Below are 20,642 nucleotides of genomic sequence, written 5' to 3'. Positions count from 1 at the left end.
CCCACCCGCCGCGGCGGCCCCAGGGCCGAACGGCCCCATTTCACCCCTCGGCCTCACCGCCGCTGCCCGGAACCTCCCGCACGGACCTCCCCTTGACCTCCCGCACGGCCTGCCCGGGACGCCCGGCAGGACCCCCCGGCCTCGGGACGCGCTCGCCCCCGCACCGACGCCCGCTCAAGAACCGCCTGAGCACAGCCGCCCCTCACCCGGCCCTCACCCCCCGCCGGGCTCGGCCCTCGCGCCGGCGCCCCGCCGACTGACCTGCCCCGACAGCCCGCCCACCCGCCTTACCGGAACCGCGCCACGCGCTTGGCAACCGGCCCGTGCGGGACGACCGACCCTCCGGGGAGCGGCGGCCCTCCACTAGCCTGCGCCCGTACGGACCGTCCCCCTGCGAAGCACCCCGCCCCCACCCTCCCGGAGGTCCGCCGATGCCCCTGGCCCCGTCCGCCGACCCCGCCCGGCTGCGCTTCTCCGTGCTCGGCCCGCTCACCGCAGAGGCCGCCGGCCGCCCGCTCGCGCTCGGCGCCCCCAAGCAACGGCTCGTGCTGGCCGTCCTGTTGAGCCGCGCCAACACGGCCGTCCCGGTCGACGTGCTCACCGAGGCGGTCTGGCCCGACGAGCCGCCGCGCACCGCCCGCAAGAACCTCCAGGTCTACATCAGCACCCTGCGCACCCTGCTCGGCCGCGGCGACGGCCCGGACCGGCTCGTCCACTCGGCCGCCGGCTACCTGCTGCGCGTCGCCGAACCCGAGCTCGACGTGCTGCGCTTCCGCGCCCTCGCCCGGGCCGGGCGGGCCGCCGCCGACAGCGGCGCGCTCGCCCCGGCGGCCCGGCTGCTGCGCCAGGCCCTCGACCTGTGGCAGGGCCCGCCGCTCGCCGACCTGCGCCGCTCCCCTGCCGTCGAGGCCGAGGCCGAACGCCTGGAGGCGCGCTGCCTGGGCGTCCACGAGGACTGGGCGGAGACGGAGCTGGAGCTCGGCAACGCCGCCGCCGTGGCCGAGGACCTGGCCGACCTCGCCGAGCGGCACCCGCTGCGCGAGCGGCTCCAGGCCGCCCGGATGAACGCCCTGCACCTGTCCGGCCGCCAGGCCGAGGCCCTCGCCGTCTACGACCACCACCGCCAGCTCCTCGCACGGGAGTTGGGCCTCGAACCGAGCCCGGCGCTGACCACCCTCTACCGCCGCCTGCTGACCACCGGCCGCGCCCGCCCGGCCGGCGCCAGGCCCGCCGCCGGCCCCGGCACCTCGCTGCTGCCCGCCGACACCGCCGACTTCACCGGCCGCACCGACGAACTCCACGGCCTGCTGGACGCGCTGGGCGGCGACGGCGGACGCGTCGCGGTGCTCTCCGGCCCGGCCGGCGTCGGGAAGACGACGCTCGCCGTGCACGCCGCCCACCTGCTCGCCGAGCGCTACCCGGACGGCCGCCTGCTCGTCCGCCTGCGCACCACCGACGGCAGGCCGCGCCCGCTCCCCGACGTCCTCGCCGAGCTCGCCACCCTCACCGGCCGCCCCGACGACGGCAGCGCCGACGACGGCCACCCCGGCCACGCGCCCGCCGACCCCGCCCGGGCCGCCGCCCTGTGGCGCGCCTCGCTGGCCGGCCGCCGGATGCTGCTCGTCCTCGACGACGCCCCCGGCGAGGCCGCCGTCCGCGAACTCGCACCCGACTCCGGCCCGAGCGCCGCCCTCGTCACCTCGCGCAGCCAGCTCGCCGGACTCGGCTCCGTGCACCGCACCACCGTGCCGTTCCTCGCCCCGGCCGAGGCCCTCGACCTGCTCGGCCGCATCGTCGGCCCCGGCCGGATCGGCACCGACCGCGCCGCCGCCGCCCGGATCGTCGAGTCCTGCGGCCTGCTGCCCCTCGCCGTCCGGGTCGGCGGCACCCGGCTGGCCGTGCTGCGCCACCTCCCGCTCGCCGAGTACGCGGCCCGCCTGGCCGACCCGACCGGCGCCCTCGACGAACTCGTCGCCGGGGACGTCGCCGTCCGCGCGCGCCTGGACTCCGGCTGGCGCGACCTCACCGACCAGGGCCGCCTCGCCCTCGGCCGGCTCGCCGCGCTCCCGCTGTCGCTGCTCTTCACCCTCCCCGAGGCGGCCACCGCCCTCGGCCGCCCCGAACGCGTCGCCCTGCGCACGCTGGAGGCGCTCGCCGACACCGGCGCCGTGACCTCCCCGACCGGCGAGGTGGCCGCCCACGCCGCCCTGTACGGCCTGCCGCGCCTCACCCACCTCCACGCGCGCGAGCGCACCGGCGACCTGGCCTGAGCCCCGGATCACCCCGCCGTCAGCGCGTCCAGCAGCCCCTTGCCCCCGATCTCGTGCAGCGCCAGCAGCACCCCCGCCGCCCCCGTGTGGAGGTCGGCCGAGAAGCGCCGCAGCCGCATGCCCGGCACGAGCAGCCCCTCCGGCCGCGCCACGAGGTGCCACTCCAGGTTCCGCACCTGTCCGAGCACGGCGTCCCGCACGGCCGTCCCGCCCAGTGCGTCCAGCGCCAGCAGCAGGCCCGCACGCCCGCGGAACAGCCCCGGCTCCCGGACGAACCCGGGCGCGCACACCCGCCGGACGCCCGCCAGGAACCCGTCCCAGCCCTCGTCCCCGAGCGCCGCGTACTCCTGCGCGACGAGGGCGATCCCGCTGCTCCCGCGGTCGAGGTACGCCAGGTGCCGCCCGCCGTCGAGCACCTGCACCGACCCGTCCGGTGCGGTCACGCACTGCGCCCGGGCCCGCGCGAGCGCCGCCCGGCCGGACGCCAACAGCCAGTCCTCGCCGGTCCGTTGGTAGAGCCGTAGCTGGACGAAGGCGATCCCGGCCCAGCCGTACAGCAGCCCGGCCCCGGCCGGCGCGGCCAGCCCGGGCACGTACTCTCCCCGGACGACCGCCGCCAGCGCCCGCCCGTCCTCGACGGCGTCCGCCAACTCCCGTGCGCCGCCCAGCGCGTCGGCGAGCCGCAGCCGGGCGAGCGCCGCCCCGGCCCGGCCCCCGAACAGCGCGGCGGTCGGCGCCGGCGCCTCCCCGCGCACCCGCTCCACGGCCTCGGCGGCCTCCGCCGCCCGCCCGACCCGTGCGAGCACCGCCGCCGCACCGAGCGGCCCGTCGAAGAGCCCGCCGCCACAAGGCCGTCCGACCCGGCGCAGGGCCGCGACCAGCCAGTCCGTGTAGTCGTCGAGGTGCGGGGCGCCGACGCGGTGCAGCGCGTGGAGGACGCCGGCGGCGCCGTGCGCGAAGCCCGTCCCGCCGTCCGCGAAGCCGGCCGGGTCGCCGGGGAAGAGCCGGTCCGGGCGGTCCGGTGTCGCGCCGGCATGGATCCCTGCGATCAACTCCCGGGCGACACCGTCGAATTCCGGGCCTTCGAGCGGCGACCGGTCGACCACCCGAGTCGTGGCCGCACCCGGCCGGGCCGGCCCCGCCTCCGCCCCGAGTCCGAACCACTCCCGGGCCCGCCGCTCCAACCCGGCCGGCTTGCCCGGGTCCAGGTCGGCCAGCTCCGTCAGCGGCATCAGCATGAACAGCCAAGTGGCCCACAGCATGTAGCGGTCCGCATCGGCACCGCCCAGCCCGGCGGGCGCGTGCAGCCCGCCCGCGCCCGCCCGCGGCACGCGCGAACTCCCCAGCTCGTCCGCGTACTCGAAGTCGACGAGCACCACCGAACCGTCCGGCCGCAGCACGACGTTGGCCGGGTGCAGGTCCCCGTACCGGACGCCGCGCCCGTGCACCGCGTCGAGCGCCGCCGCCAGCCCGGCCACCACACCGTCCACCCACGCCGCGTACGCCGCCAGCTCCGACGGGCCGCAGTCCTGGTGCACCAGCGGGTACCGCCGGATCACCTCGCCGAACAACTGGACGCCCTCGACGTGCTCCTGCACCAGGAAGGTGTGCTCCCACACCTCCCGCACCCCGTGCAGCCGGGGCACGCAGTCCAGCCCCGCCAGCCGCTCCAGCGCCCACCGCTCGCGGCGCAGCCGGGTGACGGCGTCGTCCCCGGCCGCGTCCAGCCCGGCGTGCGGGCGCGCCTCGCGCAGCACCACGCGCTCACCGCTCTCCCGGTGCTCGGCCAGGTAGATCCCGCCCGCGCTGGAGAACTGGAGCACCTCCCGGACGGTGTACGGGAACGCGCCGACCGCCGCCTCCCGCGCCGCCAGGTGCGGCCGCAGTGCCGCGGGCAGCGTGACCCACGACGGCACCCGGAACACCGGGTCGCGCCGGTCCGGCACCAGCTCGCCGGACGGGTCGCGCAGCGCGGGGACGGCTCGCCCGTTCCCGTCCCGGCACCACAGCTCGACGAACGCGCCGTAGCGCGCGTACACGGGCGCCGTGCCGATCCGCAGGTCGGTGAGCACGTACGGGCCGCGCCGCCCGTCCAGTAGCGCGCTCAACTCCCGTGCGAGGAGCAGGAACTCGTCCTCGTCACGCGGGTACACCGTGACGAACTTGCCGCTGCTCCCCCGCCCCATGTACTTCCCGGAGACGACCAGGAGCGCGTCCGCGCTGCGCAGGAACTTGAACGCCACCCGGCGCGCCAGGCACACCCGCGCGACGTCGGCCAGCGTCGCCTCCGCCTCCTCCGGCACCGCCGACACGTGGATCTTCCAGCCCTGCTCCGGCAGCCGCCCGCCCTCGGGCCGCAACGCCGTCCAGAGCCCGCGCTCCTCGCGGCGCCACCCGGCGGGCGGCGCGCCGAGCGCGAGCGGGTAGCGGGTGGCGCGGTCGCGCAGGCGGCCGGGGGTGTCGTAGTACGTCCGGTCGGCGAGGCAGTACAGCTGGGTCTCCTGGACGCCGGCCACGGGCAGCTCCTTCGTCGGATCCGTCAGGCGGTCTGGAGTTGCGGCCCGCGCCGGACGGGTGGCGCCCAGGTCACGACGGCCGCGCACAGCGCGATGGCGAGTGCCAGCACGGCGAAGGTCCGGGTGCCGCCCAGCGCGCCCAGCAGGGCGCCGCCGGCCAGCGGGCCGAAGGGCTGGACGAGTGTGGACAGGAAGCCGGCCGCGCTCTGCACCCGGCCGATCCGGTCCTTCGGCGCGGCGAGCAGCATGCCGGAGACGAACCCGATGCTGGCGATCGTCGACAGGCACATGCAGGCCGCGCAGAGCAGGCCGATCAGCGCCGGTGCCCGCGTGACGACCAGCACCCCGGCGGTCAGCGCGGCGGCCCAGCAACTGACCGCGACCAGACCGCCGTCGCGCGCCCGCCCGTCCAGCCGCGGCGCGAGCAGCGCCCCGGCGAAGGCCCCGGCCGCGGTGAACGACACCACGGTGCCGCCGCCGAGGCCGGACCGTCCGCCGTCGGAGGCGACGGCGAGCGTGGTGAACATCAGCGCGCTGAACGCGAAGTTCATCCCGAGCCCGAAGATCAGCAGCAGCGTGCGCAGGTACGGCTGCCGCCAGATGAAGGCGATCCCGGCGGTCAACTCGCCCCGGTCGAAGACCGATCCGGCCTTCTTCTCGGGGTGGGACCGGGTCCGCATCAGCGCCACGCAGACGGTCGACAGCAGCAGTCCTACGCCCTCCGCGACGAAGGGCAGCACCGGGTGCCAGGCGAACAGGGCGCCGCCCCCGAGCGGCCCGACCAGCCGGGCGGCGGCCCCCCGCGCCTGCATCCGGGCGGACGCGGCGCGGGCCTGCTCGGGCGGCACGACCGCGCGCAACAGGCCGCCGGCGGCGGGACCGTACGTACTGGCGATGAGTGCCCCGGCGGCGGCGACGAGCAGCACCAGCGGCAGCGGCGCGTGCCCGCGCAGGACGGCGAGCACCAGGGCGGTGACGGCGAGCAGGCTGCCGACGTCGCACAGCCGCATCAGCCGGCGCCGCTCGATCCGGTCGGCGAGCACACCGCCGGGCAGCATGCTCAGCAGCAGCGCGCCGATGGACACGGTGCCGATCGCCCCCGCCCGCGCGGCCGATCCGGTCTCCCGCAGCACGAGCAACGGCAGGGCGATCGAGGCGAGTTGGGCGCCGAGCGAGGCGAGCAGGCCGCCGATCCAGAGCAGCCGGAAGTCGCGGTTGCCGGCCAGCGACGCGGGCTCCGGTGATGTGGGCTCCGGCAACGTGGGCTCCGGTGACGTGGCTTCCATGGCCACCCTTCGCAGCAGGGACGGGGTTCCTCGGGCCACGGCACTGGCCCGGCCGGGGGCGGTGGTGCGCCCGCCCCCGCCGCGGGCGTCGCCGAGTTCCGCGCGGTCAGGCGGAGGTCTCGGCGCCGTGCACGTAGCTGATCAGGCTGAAGCAGGCGCCGTCGGAGGCCTCGTGCAGCATCTTCATCGCCTGGAGGTCGAGGACGTTGGCGGCGTGCGCCTCGACCTCGGCCTCCTCGCTCCCGTCGACGCCCTCGGCGCCGTCCCAGCCGTCCTCGCCGTGCGCCTCGACCTCGGAGCCCTCGGCCCAGCCGACGCCCTCGGTGCCCTCCCAGCCGTCCCAGCCGTCCTCGCCGACAACCGGCTCGATGTTCTCGGCCATGGCCGATCCCCTCTCTCGGAACGAGTACCTTGTCCGACGGCCGGATCGCCGCCGCGGCACCGACGGTAGGCACCCGCACCTCGGGCCGGCTTCGGAATCGGCATACGGGCGGTATGGCCGCAGCTCGGCGCCCCGCCGAGGACTCCCGCGCCGCCCCGCCCACGGCCGTCGCGCCGCCCGAACCCCTCCCCACCTGCGGCCATACCACCCGCGAGGCGCCTGCGAACCGGGCTCTAAGCCCCGCCCGAAAACCTGGGCGTGCACCCGCCTTTCCGCACCCCGCTCCCGCACCCCGCTCGTACCCCGCCCCCGCACCCCGCTCCCGCACCCCGCTCCCGCACCCAGTCGCGAAGGACCAGCGAAGGACTGCCACCATGCCCTGCCCACTCTGCGCCCAACTCGCCACCACCAACGACCAGTTCTGCCCCTCCTGCGGCACCCCCCGGGCCGCCGCCCTCGACCTGGCCGGCGAGGAGCGCAAGCTGGTCACGGTGGTCTTCTGCGACCTGGTCGACTCCACCGCCCTCTCCGGCGCGCTCGACCCCGAGACGCTCCGCGAGGTGATCCTGCGCTACTTCGACCAGATGCACCGTCAGATCGAGGCGCACGGCGGCACGGTGGAGAAGTTCATCGGTGACGCGGTGATGGCCGTCTTCGGCGTCCCGGTGATCCGCGAGGACGACGCCCACCGGGCACTGGCCGCCGCGCTCGCCATGCTGGAGGACCTCGCGGACCTCAACACCGAGCTGGACGCCACCCTGGGCGTGCGCCTGGACGTCCGGATCGGCGTCAACACCGGCCAGGTGGTGGCCGGTTCGGACGCGTCCGCGCGCCAGGCGCTGATCTCCGGGGAGACCGTCAACATCGCCGCCCGCCTGCAGACCCGGGCCGCCCCCGGCCAGGTGCTGATCGGCCCGCAGACGCTGCGCGCGGCCGGCCCGGCCGCCCAGGTGCACGAGGTCGGCCCGCTCCAGCTCAAGGGCAAGGCCGAGCCGGTCACCGCCTACCGCCTGGTCGGCCTGGACGAGGACGACCCGGAGCTGCTGCGCCGCTTCGACGTCCCGCTGGTCGGCCGCACCCGCGAACTCGCCCGCCTCGACGCCGCGCTGGCCCGGGTGGCCGGCGGCGAGGGCGCCGAGCTGCTGGTGGTGCACGGCGAGGCCGGGATCGGCAAGACCCGCCTGGTGCGCGAGTGGCTGGAGCGGACGGGGCGGCGCACCGCCCGCTGCGGCACCGGCCGATGCCGCAGCTACGGCGAGCGGAGCACGCTGGCCCCGCTCGCGGAGGCGCTCCGCGCCCTGCTGGACGAGCCCGGGGCCGGCGCACCCGCCGAGGCGCTCGCCCGGCTGGAGGAGGCCACCGCCGCCGGGCTCGGCCCCGAGCAGGCCTGCGCCCGCCTCGCCGCGATCCTGCGCGGGCGCACCGTCGAGCGCCCGGCCGTGCTGGTCCTGGACGACTGCCAGTGGGCCGGCCCCGCCCTGCTGGACGCCGCCGAACGGCTGGTCGCCGCGCTCGGCCCGGCGCCGGTCCTGCTGCTCTGCCTGGCCCGCCCCGAACTCCCGGCCTCCCGGCCGGAGTTGCCCGACCTCGCGGTCGGCGGCCTGTCCTGGGACGAATCCGCCGTGCTGGCCGCCCAGTTGACCGAGCTCACCGCCCACCAGGACACCGTCCCCACCCGCCTGCTGGAACGCGCCGAGGGCAACCCGCTGCACCTGGAGGAGCTGCTGGCCGCCCTCACCGAGGCCGAAGGGCCCGCCCTCGCCGACGAACTCCCGCCCACCGGACGGGCGCTGCTCAGCGCCCAGATCGCCGACCTGGACCGCGACGAGCGCACCACGCTGGACCTCGCCGCCGTCCTCGGCCGCGCGTTCACCGCCGCCGAACTCGCCCGGCTCGCCCGCGGCGGCAGCGACCAGGACGCCTTCGCCGACCCCGAGGACGACGTCTTCACCGGCCCGATCGACGGCCTGCCCGGCCTGCCGGGCCCGCCCGCCGACGGCGAGGACACCCCGCCCCGCCTGCACGCCGCGCTCACCCGGCTCGCCGAGCGCCGCCTGGTCGAACCCGCCGACGGCGGCTACCGCTTCGGCAGCGGCCTCGTCCAGGAGTCCGTCTACCAGTCGATGTCCAAGCGGGCCCGCGCCGAGCGCCACGAGCGCGCCGCCGACCTGCCCGGCGTCCGCGCCGCGGGCGACGCCGCCGTCGGCGGCCACCTGGAGGCCGCCCACCGCTTCCGGCTCGAACTCGGCCTGCTCGACGCCCGCACCGACACCCTGCGCACCCGGGCCGCCGCCGCGCTCGGCGCCGCGGGCGCCCGCGCCCTCGACCGGGCCGACCTCGCCGCCGCCACCGACCTGCTGGAGCGCTCCGTCCGGCTGCACTACCCGAACGAGCGCACCGCGGGCCCGGTGCTGCGCCGCCTCGGCGAGGCCCGCCTCGCCACCGGCCGCGCCGACGAGGCCCTGCCCGTCCTCGCCCAGGTCCGCGACTCCGCCGCCGACCCGCTGGACGCCGCCCACGCCCGGCTCGTCCTGGCCGCCCGCGGCCTGCCGCCCGGCCCCGACCAGCCCGCCGCCACCGCCCGCGCCGTCCTGCCCGTCTTCACCGACGCCGGGGACGACCTCGGCCGGGCCCGCGCCCTGCTGCGCCTCGGCGAGGAGCACCTGCGGGCCGGCCGGGCCGGCGCCGCCGAGCGCCTGCTGGACGAGGCCCTCGGCCACGTCTCGCGCACCGGCGCCGAGCTGGACCGCGCCGCCGTCCTCGGCACCCTGGCCGAGGCCCTGCTGGCGGGTCCGGAGCCCGTGCCCAACGCCGTCTTCCGGCTGCGCGCCCTGCTGTCCGAGCACGGCACCGGCCGCCGGACCGTCCGGGTCGCCCTCGGCGGGCCGCTCGCCGTCCTGCTGGCCATGCGCGACCGGCCCGGCGAGGCCGAGCTCCTGCTGGCCGAGGCCAACGGCCTGGCGGGCGAGCTCTCGCTGGCCGACGCGACGGTCACGCTGCCCGCCCTGACGGCCCGCGCCGCCGCGGCCACCGGCCAGGGGGCCCAGGCCATCGACCTGCTCGCCGACGCCGCCGAGGCCGCCCGCCGGCTCGGCACGCCCGGCGCGCTGCCGCGCCTGGCCCTCGACAGCGCCCGCGTCCTGCTGGACACCGAGCGCCCCGCCCAGGCCGCCCGCCACCTCGACGGCCTCGAAGACCCCGACGGCACCGCCGGCCCGGCCCCGCTGCCGCCCGTCCTCGCCATCGAGCGGGACGCGCTGCGCGGCCGGCTCCTCGCCACCCGCGGCGAGCGCGGCCCGGCGCTCGACCTGACCGCGGCCGCCGTCCGCGCCGCCGAGGCCACCGACTCCCTGCTCCTCCAGGCCGACACCGCGCTCGACCGGGCGCACGCCCTCCTGCTGCTCGACCGGCCCGCCGAGGCCGCCGTCGCCGCGGCCGCCGCGCGGGACCACTACGCCGCCAAGGGCCACCAGCCGGGCGTCCGGCGGGCCGAGCGCCTCGGCGGCGCGCGGTGAGCGCGGCGGGCCTGACCTGGAGCCTGCGCGGCCGGGGCGCCGCCGACCTCCCGGTCCTCGCCGACCAGGGCACTCCGGCGGACGGGGCCGACGGCGGGGGGACGGGCAAGGGCGTGCGCGTGTGCGTCGTCGACTCCGGCGTCGAGCCGGACCACCCGCTGGTCGGCCCGCTGGACGGCGCCTGGGCCGTCGTCAGGGACCCGGCGACCCGCGAGCTCGTCGTCCGCCCGGACCGCACCGGCGACACCTGCGGCCACGGCACCGCGTGCGCCGGCATCATCCGCCGCACCGCCCCGGACTGCGGGCTCTACAGCGTCCGGGTGCTCGGCGAGCGCTTCACCGGCACCGGCGACATGCTGCTCACCGGTCTGCGCTGGGCGGTCGAGCAGGGCTTCGACGTGATCAACCTCAGCCTCTCCACCACCCGGACCCGCTTCCTGGAGGAGCTGCACGCCCTCGCCGACGACGCCTACTTCGCCCGCACCGCGATCGTCGCCTCCGCCCACAACACCCCGGTGGAGAGCTTTCCCTGGCGGTTCTCCTCGGTCATCTCGGTCGGCAGCCACCAGGAGGACGAGCCGGCCCGCCACCTGTACAACCCGGCGCCGCCGGTCGAGTTCTTCGCCCCCGGCCAGAACGTCCGGGTGCCGTGGCTCGGCGGCGCGAGCATCCGCACCACCGGCAACAGCTTCGCCACCCCGTACGTCGCCGGGCTGTGCGCCCGGCTGCTGTCCCGGCAGCCGCGGCTGACCACCTTCCAGCTGAAGAACGCGCTCTACCTCACCGCGGCCAACGTCCGGCCCGTCCCGTCCACGCCCACCCCGGAGGCGCCCGATGACACTCAGCACTGACCCCGCCGTCGACCCGCTCGCCCGCGAGCTGCTGCAGTCCGTGGTGGACGTGGCCCGCGCGATCTTCGGCGCCGAGGCGGGCTCGGTCTGCCTGCTCGACGAGGCGGCGGGCGAGCTGGTCTTCCAGGCCGTGTCCGGCCGCGGCGAGGAGTCCCTGGTGGGCCGCCGGTTCCCGGCCGGCGCGGGGATCGCGGGCTGGGTGGCCGCCTCCGGCGAGCCGATGGTGGTCGACGACCTGGCCGCCAACCGCACCTTCGACCGCGACTTCGCCGAGTCCACGGCCTACGTGCCGAACGCGCTGATGGCGGCCCCGCTCACGCACGGCAGCCGGGTGCTCGGCGTCCTGGAGGTGCTCGACCCGGCCCCCCAGGCCCGCGCGAGCCTGCCCGAGCTGGACCTCCTCGCGCTGTTCGCCCGCCAGGCCGCCGCCGCCCTGCGCGTCCTGACCGAACGCGCCCCGGCGCCGGTGCCCGCCCCGGACCGGACGGTCGCGCTCGGCCTGCTCGCCGACCTGGAGAACCTGCTGCGGCGTCAGCCCTGACCGCCCCTCAGCCCTGAACGTCGAGCCGCCGCATGCGCAGCCGGTACACGGTGGGGTGGAGGAGCCGCCCGCACAGCATGTCCGTGACGACCTCGGCGTCCGGCGGGAGCCCGTCCGCGTGCAGGCGCTGCACGAAGGCCTTGAGCTCCTGGTGGTCCTCGGTGCTGAACAGCACCTCCCACGGACCGGCGGCGGCCTCGACCGCCGCCCGCGCCTCACTCTGGCGGCGCAGTTCCTCGTCCTGCTTGCGCCGCCGGTTCCGTTGCCCCGCCACCCGGATCAGCCCGCCAGCCGGACGAGTTCGCCGCGCTCCAGCGCCGCGTGCACCGCGCCGTCCGGCCCGACCGCGATGCCGTGCGGCTCGGGCGAACGACCGGGCAGCGGGTACGCGTCGTAGCGGCCGTCCGGGTCGAGCACGCCGATCCGCCCGGCGCCCCACTCGGTGAACCAGAGCCGGCCGGCGGCGTCGGCCGCGATCGCGTGCGGCCGGGCCGCCCGGTCGGGCAGCGGGTGCTCGGTGACCTCGCCGTCCACGGTGACGCGCCCGACCAGCCCGCCGCCGATGCCGACGTACCGGAGCGCGCCGTCCGCGCCCGCCGTGATGCCGACCGGCGCGGTGCCGACCGGCAGCCGGTGCACGACGACCTCGCCGTCGACGCCGACCCGGGCGACGGCGTCCGCCTGGTTGAGCGTGCACCAGAGCGCGCCGTCCGGGCCCGCCGTGATCATCGACGGGAAGGCGCCCGCGAGCGGCAGCGGAAACTCCGTCACGTCGCCGTCCACGGTGATCCGTCCGATCCGGTCGGCGTTCATCTCGGTGAACCAGAGCGCGCCGTCCGGCCCGGCGGCGATCCCGTACGGTCCAGCCTCCGCCGTCGGCACGGCGTACGAGGCCTGCCGCCCGTCGGCCCCGATCCGCCCGATCCGGTGATCACGCATCCGGGTGAACCACAGCGCCCCGTCCGGCCCCGGGGTGATCACCGCCGGCCCGCATCCGCCCGCCCCGAGCCCGTACCGCGTGACCGTGCCGTCCGGCGCCAGCCGTCCGATCTCCCCCGCGTGCACGAGCGTGAACCACACGCCTCCGTCCGCCCCCACCGCGACGCCGTACGGGCCGTCCTCCGGACCCGCGACCTCGAACCGTTCCATCACGCGCTGCGTCATCCACGCCCCTCGTTCGCTATTGCGACTTCCGTCGCATTAACATCCTCGCACCTCCCGCCCGCCCCCGGCAACCGGATTGTCGGTGGCACCCCCTACGGTGTGCCGCATGGGGATCTATCTGGTCGACATCGGCGCCGACGACTGGGCCGACGAGGACGCCTACGCGCCGATCGCGCAGGAGCTCGCCGAGGAGCTCGCCGAGCTCGGGCTGCCGCCGTACACGTGCCCGCCGGAGCCGGCGGACGGCACGGGCGAGCGGTTCGACGTGAAGATCAACGTGCCGATGGACAGCTTCGGACGCCTCTGCCGTGCGCACGACGTGTCCGGCGAACTGCTGGACTGGGAGGTGCTGATACCCGTCGACCTCGACGAGGAGATCGAGCTGCCCGCCGAGTCCGCCTACACCGACACCACCCGGGTGGCCGGCGCCCCCGCGGCCCTGGCCGCCGCCCGGCACCTGGCCGAGGTCCTCGGCCTGCCCCCGGGCATCCCCGCGACCTCCGAGAACCTCTTCCTCAACAGCTGGTTCGCCGACCGGGCGCAGGCCGCCGCCGCGCTCCACCCGGGGCCCTGGACGGAGGACCTCGACGCCGCCTTCCACGTCACCGTCCACCTCCGCGCCGCCGAGTTCGTCCTGCGCACCGGCCGGCCCGTCACCTACTCCTGACCGCCGGCACCCTCCGCCGCGCGCCGCGCCCCGCGGGGGCCGGGCACGCCGCGCAGGACGGAGACGATGCCCGCACCCGCCGCACACAGCGGCACCGCGAGCAGCGCCCCGAGGATCCCGGCGACCCCGGAGCCGGCCACCACCGCGACCATGATGGTGGCCGGGTGCAGCTCCACCGTCCGGCTCTGGATGACGGGCTGGAGGATGTTGCCCTCGATCATCTGCACCGTCAGCACCACCCCGAGCGCCCACAGCGCCGTCCCGAGCCCGCCGTCCGCGAGCGCCACCAGCACCGCCACCGTCCCGGACAGGAACGCCCCGACGAACGGGATGTAGGCACCCATGAACACGAGCGCGCCCAGCCCCGGCGCGCCCGGCACCCCCAGGGCCACCAGGCCGATCGTGATGAAGCCCGCGTCGATCAGCGCGATCAGCGTCGTACCGCGCATGAACCCCGCCATCGCGTCGAACGCCCGCTCCGCGCAGGCGACCACGGTGTCACCGCCGCGCCCCGGCAGGTAGGAGCGGATCGAGTCGCCGGTGCGGTGGCCGTCCCGCAGGAAGAAGAACACCAGGGCCAGCGCCAGCACCCCGCCGGTGAGCAGCTGGGTGAGCAGCCCGAGCCCGGAGAGCACGCCGCTGGTGAGCGTGGAGACGAGCGAGTTCGTCTCGCCCTTCGCGTTGTCGAGCGCGTGCTGGATCTTCTCGCCGAACGGCCCCAGCCAGTCCGCGATCCGGTGTCCGGCACGCTGGAGCGAGGTGGCGATCTGCGGGGCGCTGTGCACCAGCGAGTTGACCAGCAGCGCGATCACCCCGCCGACGGCCGCGACCAGCACGACGCACGTCAGGGCGGCCGCCAGGCTGCGCCCCACGCCCCGCCGGACCAGCCACGGCACCACCGGGTACAGCAGCGACGCCCCGAGCAGCGCCAGCACGAACGGCACGGTCGCCGCCCGCAGCTCGACCAGCGCGAAGACCACCAGCGAGGCGACCGCGATCAGCAGGATGACCGCCACCGACCACGCCGCCGCCCGCCGCATCGCGGGCGGCAGCATCAGGTACGGCCTGCGGTGGTCCGGCGCACCGCCGGACGGGGGCTCCACGGACACGGGACCTCCGGGTCGTCACATCAGTGCGAACCGACCCATCCCATCAGACGATCAGCCGAATTGCCCGTTTTGCAACCTTTTGATGCCCACTGCTCGGCGTCCTCTACTGCGCGTCCTCTACTGGGCGTCCTCGAAGCGAACGGACCCGGCACCGCCCCCGAAGGCCGCCACCCGCTGCGCCTCGGCCTCCGCCGCCTGCCGGTCGGCGCGCCGCAGCGGCGCGAACGGGCGGACGACGACGTCCTGCCCGGCCGTCAGCTGCCACGTCCCGGCGACGACGCCGTCCACGAGGAGGGTGGGGTGCACGAGCCCGTTCTGCGTCATGACGCGGCCCTTGTGCTCGTCGGCCAGTACCCGGGTGCGGTCGGCGTGGGAGAGCAGCAGGTTGTCGAAGGGCGCGAGGAGCCGGACGGGCGCCGGGGTGTCCGGGCCCGGCCGGGGCGCGTCCGGGAGGTCGTAGAGCACGCGGCCCTGCTCGTCGCGGTCGGTGAACAACCGCGGGGCGAGCCCCTTGAGCACCGGCCCGAGCCGGCTGAGGCCGCACCACTTCTGCAGGTCGGCGGCGGTGGCGGGGCCGAAGGCGGCGAGGTAGCGCAGAGCGAGGTCGTCGAGCGACGGCGCGGGGTCGAGCGGGCGGCCGATCCAGGCCTCGGCGGTGGTGTGGGCGGCGGGGCCGCCGCGGCCCCAGATCCCGCGCGGCGGCACCTGGACGAGGGGCAGGAGGCAGCGCGCCGCCTGGGCGAGCGCGGCCGGGTCGCGGTCGGGGCGGGTGGCGGCGAGCAGCCCGCCGAGCTCCTGGAAGGTGCGGGGCCGCTCCTCGACCAGTTCCCTGGCCTCGGCGCCCAGCGCGGCGAGGTCGAGCCCGGCGAGCCGCTTGCCGTAGGTGGTGCGCAGCGCCTGGTCGAGCACGGGCTGGAGGAGCGGGCGCAGCGTCAGGCAGTCCTCGGCGGTGACGAGGTGGATGGTGCCGCGCTGGAGCGCGGTCCGGACGACGGCGCGCTCCTCGATCAGCGTGGTGAGCTGCCCGGGCTCGAAGCCGTCGATCCGGGAGAGCAGGCCGAGGTAGGGCGGCTGCGGCGCGGCCTGGGCCTGGAGGCCGCCGAGGTGGCGGACCACCGCGGCGGGCTCCGGGCGGGAGCGGTCGAGCAGGTGCTGGCGGGCCAGCACCGCGCGGCCGAGGGACCTCGGACCGATCACCGGCGGCCGTCCAGGACCGAGCGCAGCACGTCGATCCGGTTGGTGGTGATGGAGTCGACGCCGGTGTCGCGCAGCCGGCGCATGGTGCGGCGCAGGTCGGCGGTCCAGGTGGAGACGGCCAGTCCGGCGTCCCGCGCGGCGGCGGTGAACTCCGGCGTGACGAGCCCGAACGGCGGGTTGAGGTAGCGCGGGCGCAGGTCGTCGAGCAGGGCGCGGACGGGCAGCCGGGGCTGCTTCCAGGTGAGCGCGATCTCGGCGCCGGGGGCGACGGCGCGCACGGCGAGCATCGCGGTGGCCGGGCCGCAGAAGGCGACGAGCTCCTCGGCGCCGAGGCCGGTGACGACGGACCAGGTGGCGGCGGCCGGCCCGGGCTCGTCGAGGTCGACGAGCAGCCGGCGGCCCTCGGGGGCGGCGGCCACGGTCTTGATCGCCTCGGCGAGGGTCGGTACCGCGAGCGGGCCGCGGCGCAGCTCGTCGAGCTGGTCGAGGGTGACGCGCCCGATGTCCCTGGGGTCGTCCCAGAGGCGCTCCAGGGTGCGGTCGTGGAGGAGGACGGGCACCTTGTCCCGGGTGAGCTGGACGTCCACCTCGACGGCGTCGGCGCCGCGGGCGAGCGCGGACTCGACGGAGGCGAGGGTGTTCTCGCGGAAGCGGTACGGGTCGCCCCGGTGGGCGACGGCGAGGACGGGCGTACGGTCGGCGGGGGTACGGTCGGCGGTCATCGAATCTGCCCAGCGATCCAAGGGGTGAGGTCCGGCAGGCCGACGCCCTCGCGGTAGGTCGGCTCGCCGGGGACGGTGACGGTCATGGTGGTCGACGGCGGGAAGGTGCGGGCCTTGACCTGCACCAGGCCGCCCCACACCGAGTTCAGGAACGCCGGGACGCTGTCGCGCTGGACGTCGAAGGCGATGCCCTCGACGCTCACGACGGCCTCGTCGTGCGTGAACAGGCGGACGGTGACGGCCGGGCGGCCGTCGAACTCCAGCAGCGCCTCGTGCGGAATGGCGTCGAGCTCGCCGCCCGGGTCGCCGGCGCCGACCAGTCCGGCGAAGGTCCGGTCGCGGCCGATGTCGTGCTGGGCGCGGGCGGTGCGGCCGTGCCGGCCGGCGACGGCCTCGATCGCGAGCACGGCGCTCTGGGTGGTCGGCAGGTGCGGGTGGGTCATCCCGGTCGGGGCCTCTCGTTCGGCTCGGGCTGCTCTGCGAATGGCTGGGGGCTGGCTGGGACTGGGTGCGACGGACGGGTCGGCGGCGTCAGCGGCGTTCGATCATCACGTTGGTCGACTTGATGACGGCCGTGGCGGGCGCGCCGGGCACCAGGTTCAGCTCCTCCGCCGACTCCCGGCTGATCAGCGAGACCACCCGGAACGGCCCGGCCTGCACCTCCACCTGGGCGGCCACGTCGCCGAGCACGACGTCGGTGACGATCCCGGGGAAGCGGTTGCGCGCGGAGGACGGCCTGCCCTCCGCCTCGGCGTTCTCCGGCCGGGCCAACTCGCGGGCGAAGGCCGCCAGTTCGGCGCCGGGGATGATCCGGTGGCCGTGCTCGTCCCGCTCGGCGGCGACCCGCCCGGCGTCCACCCAGCGCCGCATGGTGTCGGCGCTGACGCCGAGCAGCGACGCGGCCTCGCCGATGCGGTACGGGTTGACCGGCAGGTCGGGCTGGCCCATGTGCGACTCCTGATGGTGGTTCGGGAACGGGCGCGCGCGGGGCGCATCGCCGCCATCCTGCCGTACCGGTGCCCCGGCCCGCGAAGCGGCGCAGGTCCTCGGCGCCACGGCTGGACGCTGCGGCTCGGCGCTACGGCTCGCCGAAGAGGTCCCGCCGGGCCGCGTCCCCGGCGGTCAGGACGGCCCCGGCCAGCACCGCGCCACCGCCCGCGGTGCCGGCCCGCACCTCGGTGCGCAGCGGGGACAGCGCGGCGAGCCGGCGCTCGACCCGCGCGGCGAGTTCGGGGCCGCCGGCCCGGCCGATCTCGCCGCCGAGGACGACGCAGCCGGGGTCGAGGACGACGCAGACGCTGGCCGCGCCGAGGGCGATCCGCTCGGCGAGCTCGTCCAGGAACGCCCGGCCCGGCCCGTCGACGGCATCGAGGTCGTCGACGGCGCCGAGGTCTTCGAGCGCCGCGCGGACGGCGGCCTCGGCGGCGGCCGCGTCCCCGGCCGGGTCGGCGGGCAGGCCGTGGGCGCGGGCGAGCTCGCAGATGGCGGCGCTGCCGACGAGCCCGTGGAAGCCGCCCTCGCAGCTGGCGGCGCTGGGCAGGCCGGCGGTCCCGGGGACGGGCAGGAAGCAGATCTCGCCGGTGCCTCCGGAGAAGCCGCGGCGCAGCCGCCCGTCGAGGACGACGGCCGCGCCGACGCTGTGGCCGAGCCACATCAGCACGAAGGTGTCCCGGTCGCGGGCGGCGCCGACCCGGTACTCGGCCCGGCCGGCCAGGTTGACCTCGTTCTCCAGGATCACCTCGGTGCCGGGCAACTCGCGTAGGGCGGCGAGGAGTTCGCCGTGCCAGGCGGGTAGCGCCCCGGTACTCTGGAGGCGCCCGGTGGCCGGGTCGACCAGGCCGGGCGCGCCGACGGCGACGGTGTGCAGCCGCTCGACCCCGACCCCGTGCGCGACGTCGAGCAGCGTCCGGACGATCCGGTCGGCGGTGCCGGGGGTGCCGCCGCCGTCGACCGGGACCTCGGCCGAGGCGAGGGTGCGCCCGGCCAGGTCGGCGACGACGAGGCTGACGCCGCCGGAGCGGACGTCGAAGGCGGCGAGGTGGGCCCGTGAGGCGACCAGTGCGTAGACCCGGGCGTTGGGACCGCGGCGCTGCTCGCCGCGCTCGCCGACGACGGCGACCAGGCCGGTGCGCTGGAGGCGGTCCAGCAGGTCGGCGACGGTGGGGCGGGACAGGCCGGTGAGGCCCCGCAGCTCGGTGGCCGTGAGGGGGCCCTGTTCGAGCAGCAGGTTGAGCGCCAGCCGGTCGTTGATCGCCCGGGCGGTGCTCGGCGTGGCCGTACGCACGGTGGTCATGGACGCTCATCCTTCCAGAGTGTTTCTATCAGGGTCCCTTCCTGATAATTTATCGCCCGCCGCAGCAAACTGCCGCCGCCGCAACCCGCCGCCGGACGGCCGATCCGCCGCGTGCGACCGGGAGGGAACCCCACATGACCACGACCGCACCACTGGACCCGCTGCCCGCGCCCCGGCGGGCCAGGGCGAGCATCGCCCTGGTGTTCGCCGTGCACGGCGCCGTCACGGGCACCTTCGTCAGCCGGATCCCGTGGATCCAGCACCGCCTCGACCTCTCCCCCGGCCAGCTCGGGCTCGCCCTGGTGATGCCCGCCGTCGGCTCGTTCCTCGCGATGCCGCTGGCCAGCCGCTTCGTCCACCGCTACGGCGGGCGGGCCGCCGTGCGCGGGCTCATCTCGCTGTGGTGCCTGGCGCTGGCCCTGCCCGCGCTCGCGCCGTCGCTGCCCGTCCTGTGCGCGGCCCTGTTCGTCTACGGCGCGACCTCGGGCATGTCCGACGTCGCGATGAACGCGCAGGGCGTGGAGATCGAGGAGCGCCTCGGCCGCTCGATCATGTCCGGCCTGCACGGGATGTGGAGCGCGGGCGGGCTGCTGGCCTCCGGCTTCGGCATCCTCGCCGCCCACCTCGACCTCGACGCGCGCCTCCAGCTGGCCGTCACCGCCCTCGTGCTGCTGGCCCTCGCCCAGGCCGTCTGCCGGGGCCTGCCCGACCTGCGGGCACCGGAGGAGGCCGAGGCGCCGCCGCGGTTCGCGCTGCCGCCGCGCAGCTCGCTGGTGATCGGGCTGGTCGGCTTCTGCGCCGTGTTCGCCGAGGGCGCCTCGATGGACTGGAGCGGCGTCTACCTGCGCGACATCACCGGCGCCTCGGCCACCGTCGCCGCGGTCTCCTACTCCGCGTTCGCGCTCACCATGGCCGTCAGCCGGCTGGCCGGGGACGCGGTGATCCGCCGCCTCGGCGCCGTCCGGGCGACCCGCCTCGGCGGTGCCACCGCGACGGCGGGCGGCGTGCTCGTCGTGCTGGCCGACGAACCGGCCCTCGCGATCCCGGGCTTCGCGCTGATCGGCGTCGGCATCGCGGTCATCGTCCCGCTGGCCTTCGCGGCGGCCGGGCGCAGCGGCCCCAACCCCAGCCAGGCCATCGCGGGCGTCGCCACCGTCACCTACACCTCGGGCCTGATCGCCCCGGCCGTCGTCGGCGGGCTCGCCCAGGCCACCTCGCTGACCGTCTCCTTCGTCCTCGTCACCGCGCTCGCCCTCGCCCTGGTACCGAGCGCCGGGGCACTGCGCCGCAGCGGGCGGAACGCACCCGACGGCCCGTCCAGCGGCGTGAGCGCCCCGGCGGGCAACGACCTCTCGACGCTCTGACCCGACGGGCACCCCCGCGTCTTCCCCCGGATCGGCGCACAACTTTTCCGCGCCGGGCGCGGTCGAACACTCCAACGTCGACCACGGGGAGCGCACCGATGACCCATCGCACGAGACTCGCGACGGCCGCCGCCGTCCTCGCCCTCACCGGAGGGTCGGTGCTGGCCGCACCGACCGCCGGTGCCGCCACCGCGACGACCGCCACCGACTTCGGGCCCGCCGAGATCCGCACCGGGATGTACGCGGGCCAGAACGACCTGTGCCTGGAGGTCGCCGACTGGCGCACCGACGACGGCGCCCCGGTCCGGATCTGGACCTGCACCGGCGGCGACAACCAGAAGTGGACCCAGACCGCCCACGGCTGGATCAACCTGCACAGCGGCAAGTGCCTGGAGATCCCCGCCTTCAGCACCACCCCGGGCACCCAGGCCGGCCAGTGGACCTGCAACGGCGGCAGCAACCAGCAGTGGAGCGACCCGCCGGTCAGCCACGCCGACACCCCCCGCCACATCGTCAACGCCAACAGCGGGCTCAGCCTGGACGTCGCCGGCGGCGTGATCGCCGACGGCACCCCGGTCATCCAGTGGGACTTCCACGCCGGGGACAACCAGTTCTGGCACTACAGCCCCGAAAAGGACCCGTACGCGTGACGGGTGTGTCCGTCGGCTCGGGTCGGAGGGCCGCGGCGTCAGGGTGCGTGCATCGCAAGGCGGAGGAGGGAGTCCATGCGGTGGGGGCACCTCCCGGCCGGAGGCTGGGGGACAT

At 76.8% G+C, this 20,642-nt stretch carries 17 protein-coding genes and 1 pseudogene; 7 read left to right on the top strand and 11 right to left on the bottom strand.

The window, feature by feature from the left end:
- Positions 1-431 precede the first annotated feature (431 nt).
- Positions 432-2,270 (top strand): BTAD domain-containing putative transcriptional regulator, encoded by a 1,839-nt coding sequence (locus tag ACFVU9_RS29875; RefSeq protein ID WP_387598652.1) that lies wholly within the window; start codon positions 432-434, stop codon positions 2,268-2,270.
- An 8-nt stretch (positions 2,271-2,278) separates the two neighbouring features.
- On the opposite strand, the gene lanKC is transcribed toward ACFVU9_RS29875, so the two are convergent.
- From lanKC to ACFVU9_RS29860, 3 genes and pseudogenes are all read right to left on the bottom strand, one after another.
- Positions 2,279-4,786, bottom strand: a complete 2,508-nt coding sequence (lanKC, locus tag ACFVU9_RS29870; protein ID WP_380502123.1) for a class III lanthionine synthetase LanKC — start codon at positions 4,784-4,786, stop codon at positions 2,279-2,281.
- Positions 4,764-6,045, bottom strand: a pseudogene (locus ACFVU9_RS29865) (MFS transporter); the annotation flags it as partial. The pseudogene ACFVU9_RS29865 and the gene lanKC, both read right to left, overlap by 23 nt.
- Positions 6,046-6,178: 133 nt before the next feature.
- Positions 6,179-6,454 carry a hypothetical protein gene (locus ACFVU9_RS29860; RefSeq protein ID WP_387598649.1) on the bottom strand — a complete coding sequence of 92 codons (276 nt, stop codon included), beginning with the start codon at positions 6,452-6,454 and terminating at the stop codon, positions 6,179-6,181.
- Between the two features lie 374 nt (positions 6,455-6,828).
- Here ACFVU9_RS29860 and ACFVU9_RS29855 point away from each other — a divergent pair, with 374 nt between their 5' ends.
- From ACFVU9_RS29855 to ACFVU9_RS29845, 3 genes are read left to right on the top strand one after another with little or no spacing between them, the layout of a single operon-like run.
- On the top strand, positions 6,829-9,969 hold the full coding sequence (locus ACFVU9_RS29855; protein ID WP_387598646.1) for an adenylate/guanylate cyclase domain-containing protein: 3,141 nt from the start codon (positions 6,829-6,831) through the stop codon (positions 9,967-9,969).
- A complete protein-coding gene (locus tag ACFVU9_RS29850; RefSeq protein WP_380495007.1) occupies positions 9,966-10,820 on the top strand; it encodes a S8 family serine peptidase in 855 nt (284 codons plus the stop codon). The genes ACFVU9_RS29855 and ACFVU9_RS29850 overlap by 4 nt, the downstream gene beginning before the upstream one ends.
- Positions 10,804-11,361, top strand: coding sequence for a GAF domain-containing protein (locus ACFVU9_RS29845; RefSeq protein WP_387598643.1), 558 nt, complete (start codon positions 10,804-10,806; stop codon positions 11,359-11,361). The genes ACFVU9_RS29850 and ACFVU9_RS29845 overlap by 17 nt, the downstream gene beginning before the upstream one ends.
- Positions 11,362-11,368: 7 nt before the next feature.
- Here ACFVU9_RS29845 and ACFVU9_RS29840 read toward each other — a convergent pair whose 3' ends face one another.
- Both ACFVU9_RS29840 and ACFVU9_RS29835 read right to left on the bottom strand, forming a co-directional pair.
- Positions 11,369-11,635 carry a hypothetical protein gene (locus tag ACFVU9_RS29840; protein WP_387598640.1) on the bottom strand — a complete coding sequence of 89 codons (267 nt, stop codon included), beginning with the start codon at positions 11,633-11,635 and terminating at the stop codon, positions 11,369-11,371.
- 5 nt (positions 11,636-11,640) lie between these two features.
- Entirely contained in the window at positions 11,641-12,525 is an 885-nt protein-coding gene (locus ACFVU9_RS29835) for a virginiamycin B lyase (protein ID WP_387598637.1), read from the bottom strand.
- A gap of 106 nt (positions 12,526-12,631) precedes the next feature.
- On the opposite strand from ACFVU9_RS29835, the gene ACFVU9_RS29830 reads away from it, so the two are divergent.
- Complete coding sequence (locus ACFVU9_RS29830) at positions 12,632-13,192, top strand: hypothetical protein (RefSeq protein WP_380443005.1); 561 nt, start codon at positions 12,632-12,634, stop codon at positions 13,190-13,192.
- Here the strand turns inward: ACFVU9_RS29830 and ACFVU9_RS29825 are convergent.
- From ACFVU9_RS29825 to ACFVU9_RS29800, 6 genes are all read right to left on the bottom strand, one after another.
- Positions 13,183-14,301 (bottom strand): AI-2E family transporter, encoded by a 1,119-nt coding sequence (locus ACFVU9_RS29825; protein ID WP_380443003.1) that lies wholly within the window; start codon positions 14,299-14,301, stop codon positions 13,183-13,185. The two genes, ACFVU9_RS29830 and ACFVU9_RS29825, sit on opposite strands and share 10 nt — an antisense overlap.
- Positions 14,302-14,418: 117 nt before the next feature.
- Positions 14,419-15,498, bottom strand: a complete 1,080-nt coding sequence (locus tag ACFVU9_RS29820) for a winged helix DNA-binding domain-containing protein (RefSeq protein ID WP_387598634.1) — start codon at positions 15,496-15,498, stop codon at positions 14,419-14,421.
- Positions 15,495-16,220, bottom strand: coding sequence for a glycerophosphodiester phosphodiesterase (locus ACFVU9_RS29815; RefSeq protein ID WP_387598631.1), 726 nt, complete (start codon positions 16,218-16,220; stop codon positions 15,495-15,497). The genes ACFVU9_RS29820 and ACFVU9_RS29815 overlap by 4 nt, the downstream gene beginning before the upstream one ends.
- Positions 16,217-16,663: a hypothetical protein gene (locus tag ACFVU9_RS29810; protein ID WP_387598629.1), complete on the bottom strand. Its 447-nt coding sequence runs from the start codon at positions 16,661-16,663 to the stop codon at positions 16,217-16,219. Before ACFVU9_RS29810 ends, ACFVU9_RS29815 begins: the two co-directional genes overlap by 4 nt.
- Before the next feature lie 88 nt (positions 16,664-16,751).
- Positions 16,752-17,168: a TOBE domain-containing protein gene (locus ACFVU9_RS29805; RefSeq protein WP_329929323.1), complete on the bottom strand. Its 417-nt coding sequence runs from the start codon at positions 17,166-17,168 to the stop codon at positions 16,752-16,754.
- 130 nt (positions 17,169-17,298) lie between these two features.
- Positions 17,299-18,513: an ROK family transcriptional regulator gene (locus ACFVU9_RS29800; RefSeq protein ID WP_387598626.1), complete on the bottom strand. Its 1,215-nt coding sequence runs from the start codon at positions 18,511-18,513 to the stop codon at positions 17,299-17,301.
- 134 nt (positions 18,514-18,647) lie between these two features.
- Between ACFVU9_RS29800 and ACFVU9_RS29795 the strand changes: the two genes are divergently transcribed.
- Together ACFVU9_RS29795 and ACFVU9_RS29790 are read left to right on the top strand one after the other, a co-directional pair.
- A complete protein-coding gene (locus ACFVU9_RS29795; RefSeq protein WP_387598623.1) occupies positions 18,648-19,877 on the top strand; it encodes an MFS transporter in 1,230 nt (409 codons plus the stop codon).
- A gap of 98 nt (positions 19,878-19,975) precedes the next feature.
- Positions 19,976-20,527, top strand: a complete 552-nt coding sequence (locus ACFVU9_RS29790; RefSeq protein WP_387598620.1) for an RICIN domain-containing protein — start codon at positions 19,976-19,978, stop codon at positions 20,525-20,527.
- The last annotated feature ends 115 nt before the right edge of the window (positions 20,528-20,642 follow it).

It is taken from the genome of Kitasatospora sp. NPDC057936, from assembly GCF_042887525.1.
In the GTDB taxonomy this organism is placed as follows: Bacteria; Actinomycetota; Actinomycetes; order Streptomycetales; family Streptomycetaceae; genus Kitasatospora.
The sequence above is the reverse complement of the archived record's forward strand: the minus strand, read 5'-3'. Positions and strand labels throughout refer to the sequence as shown.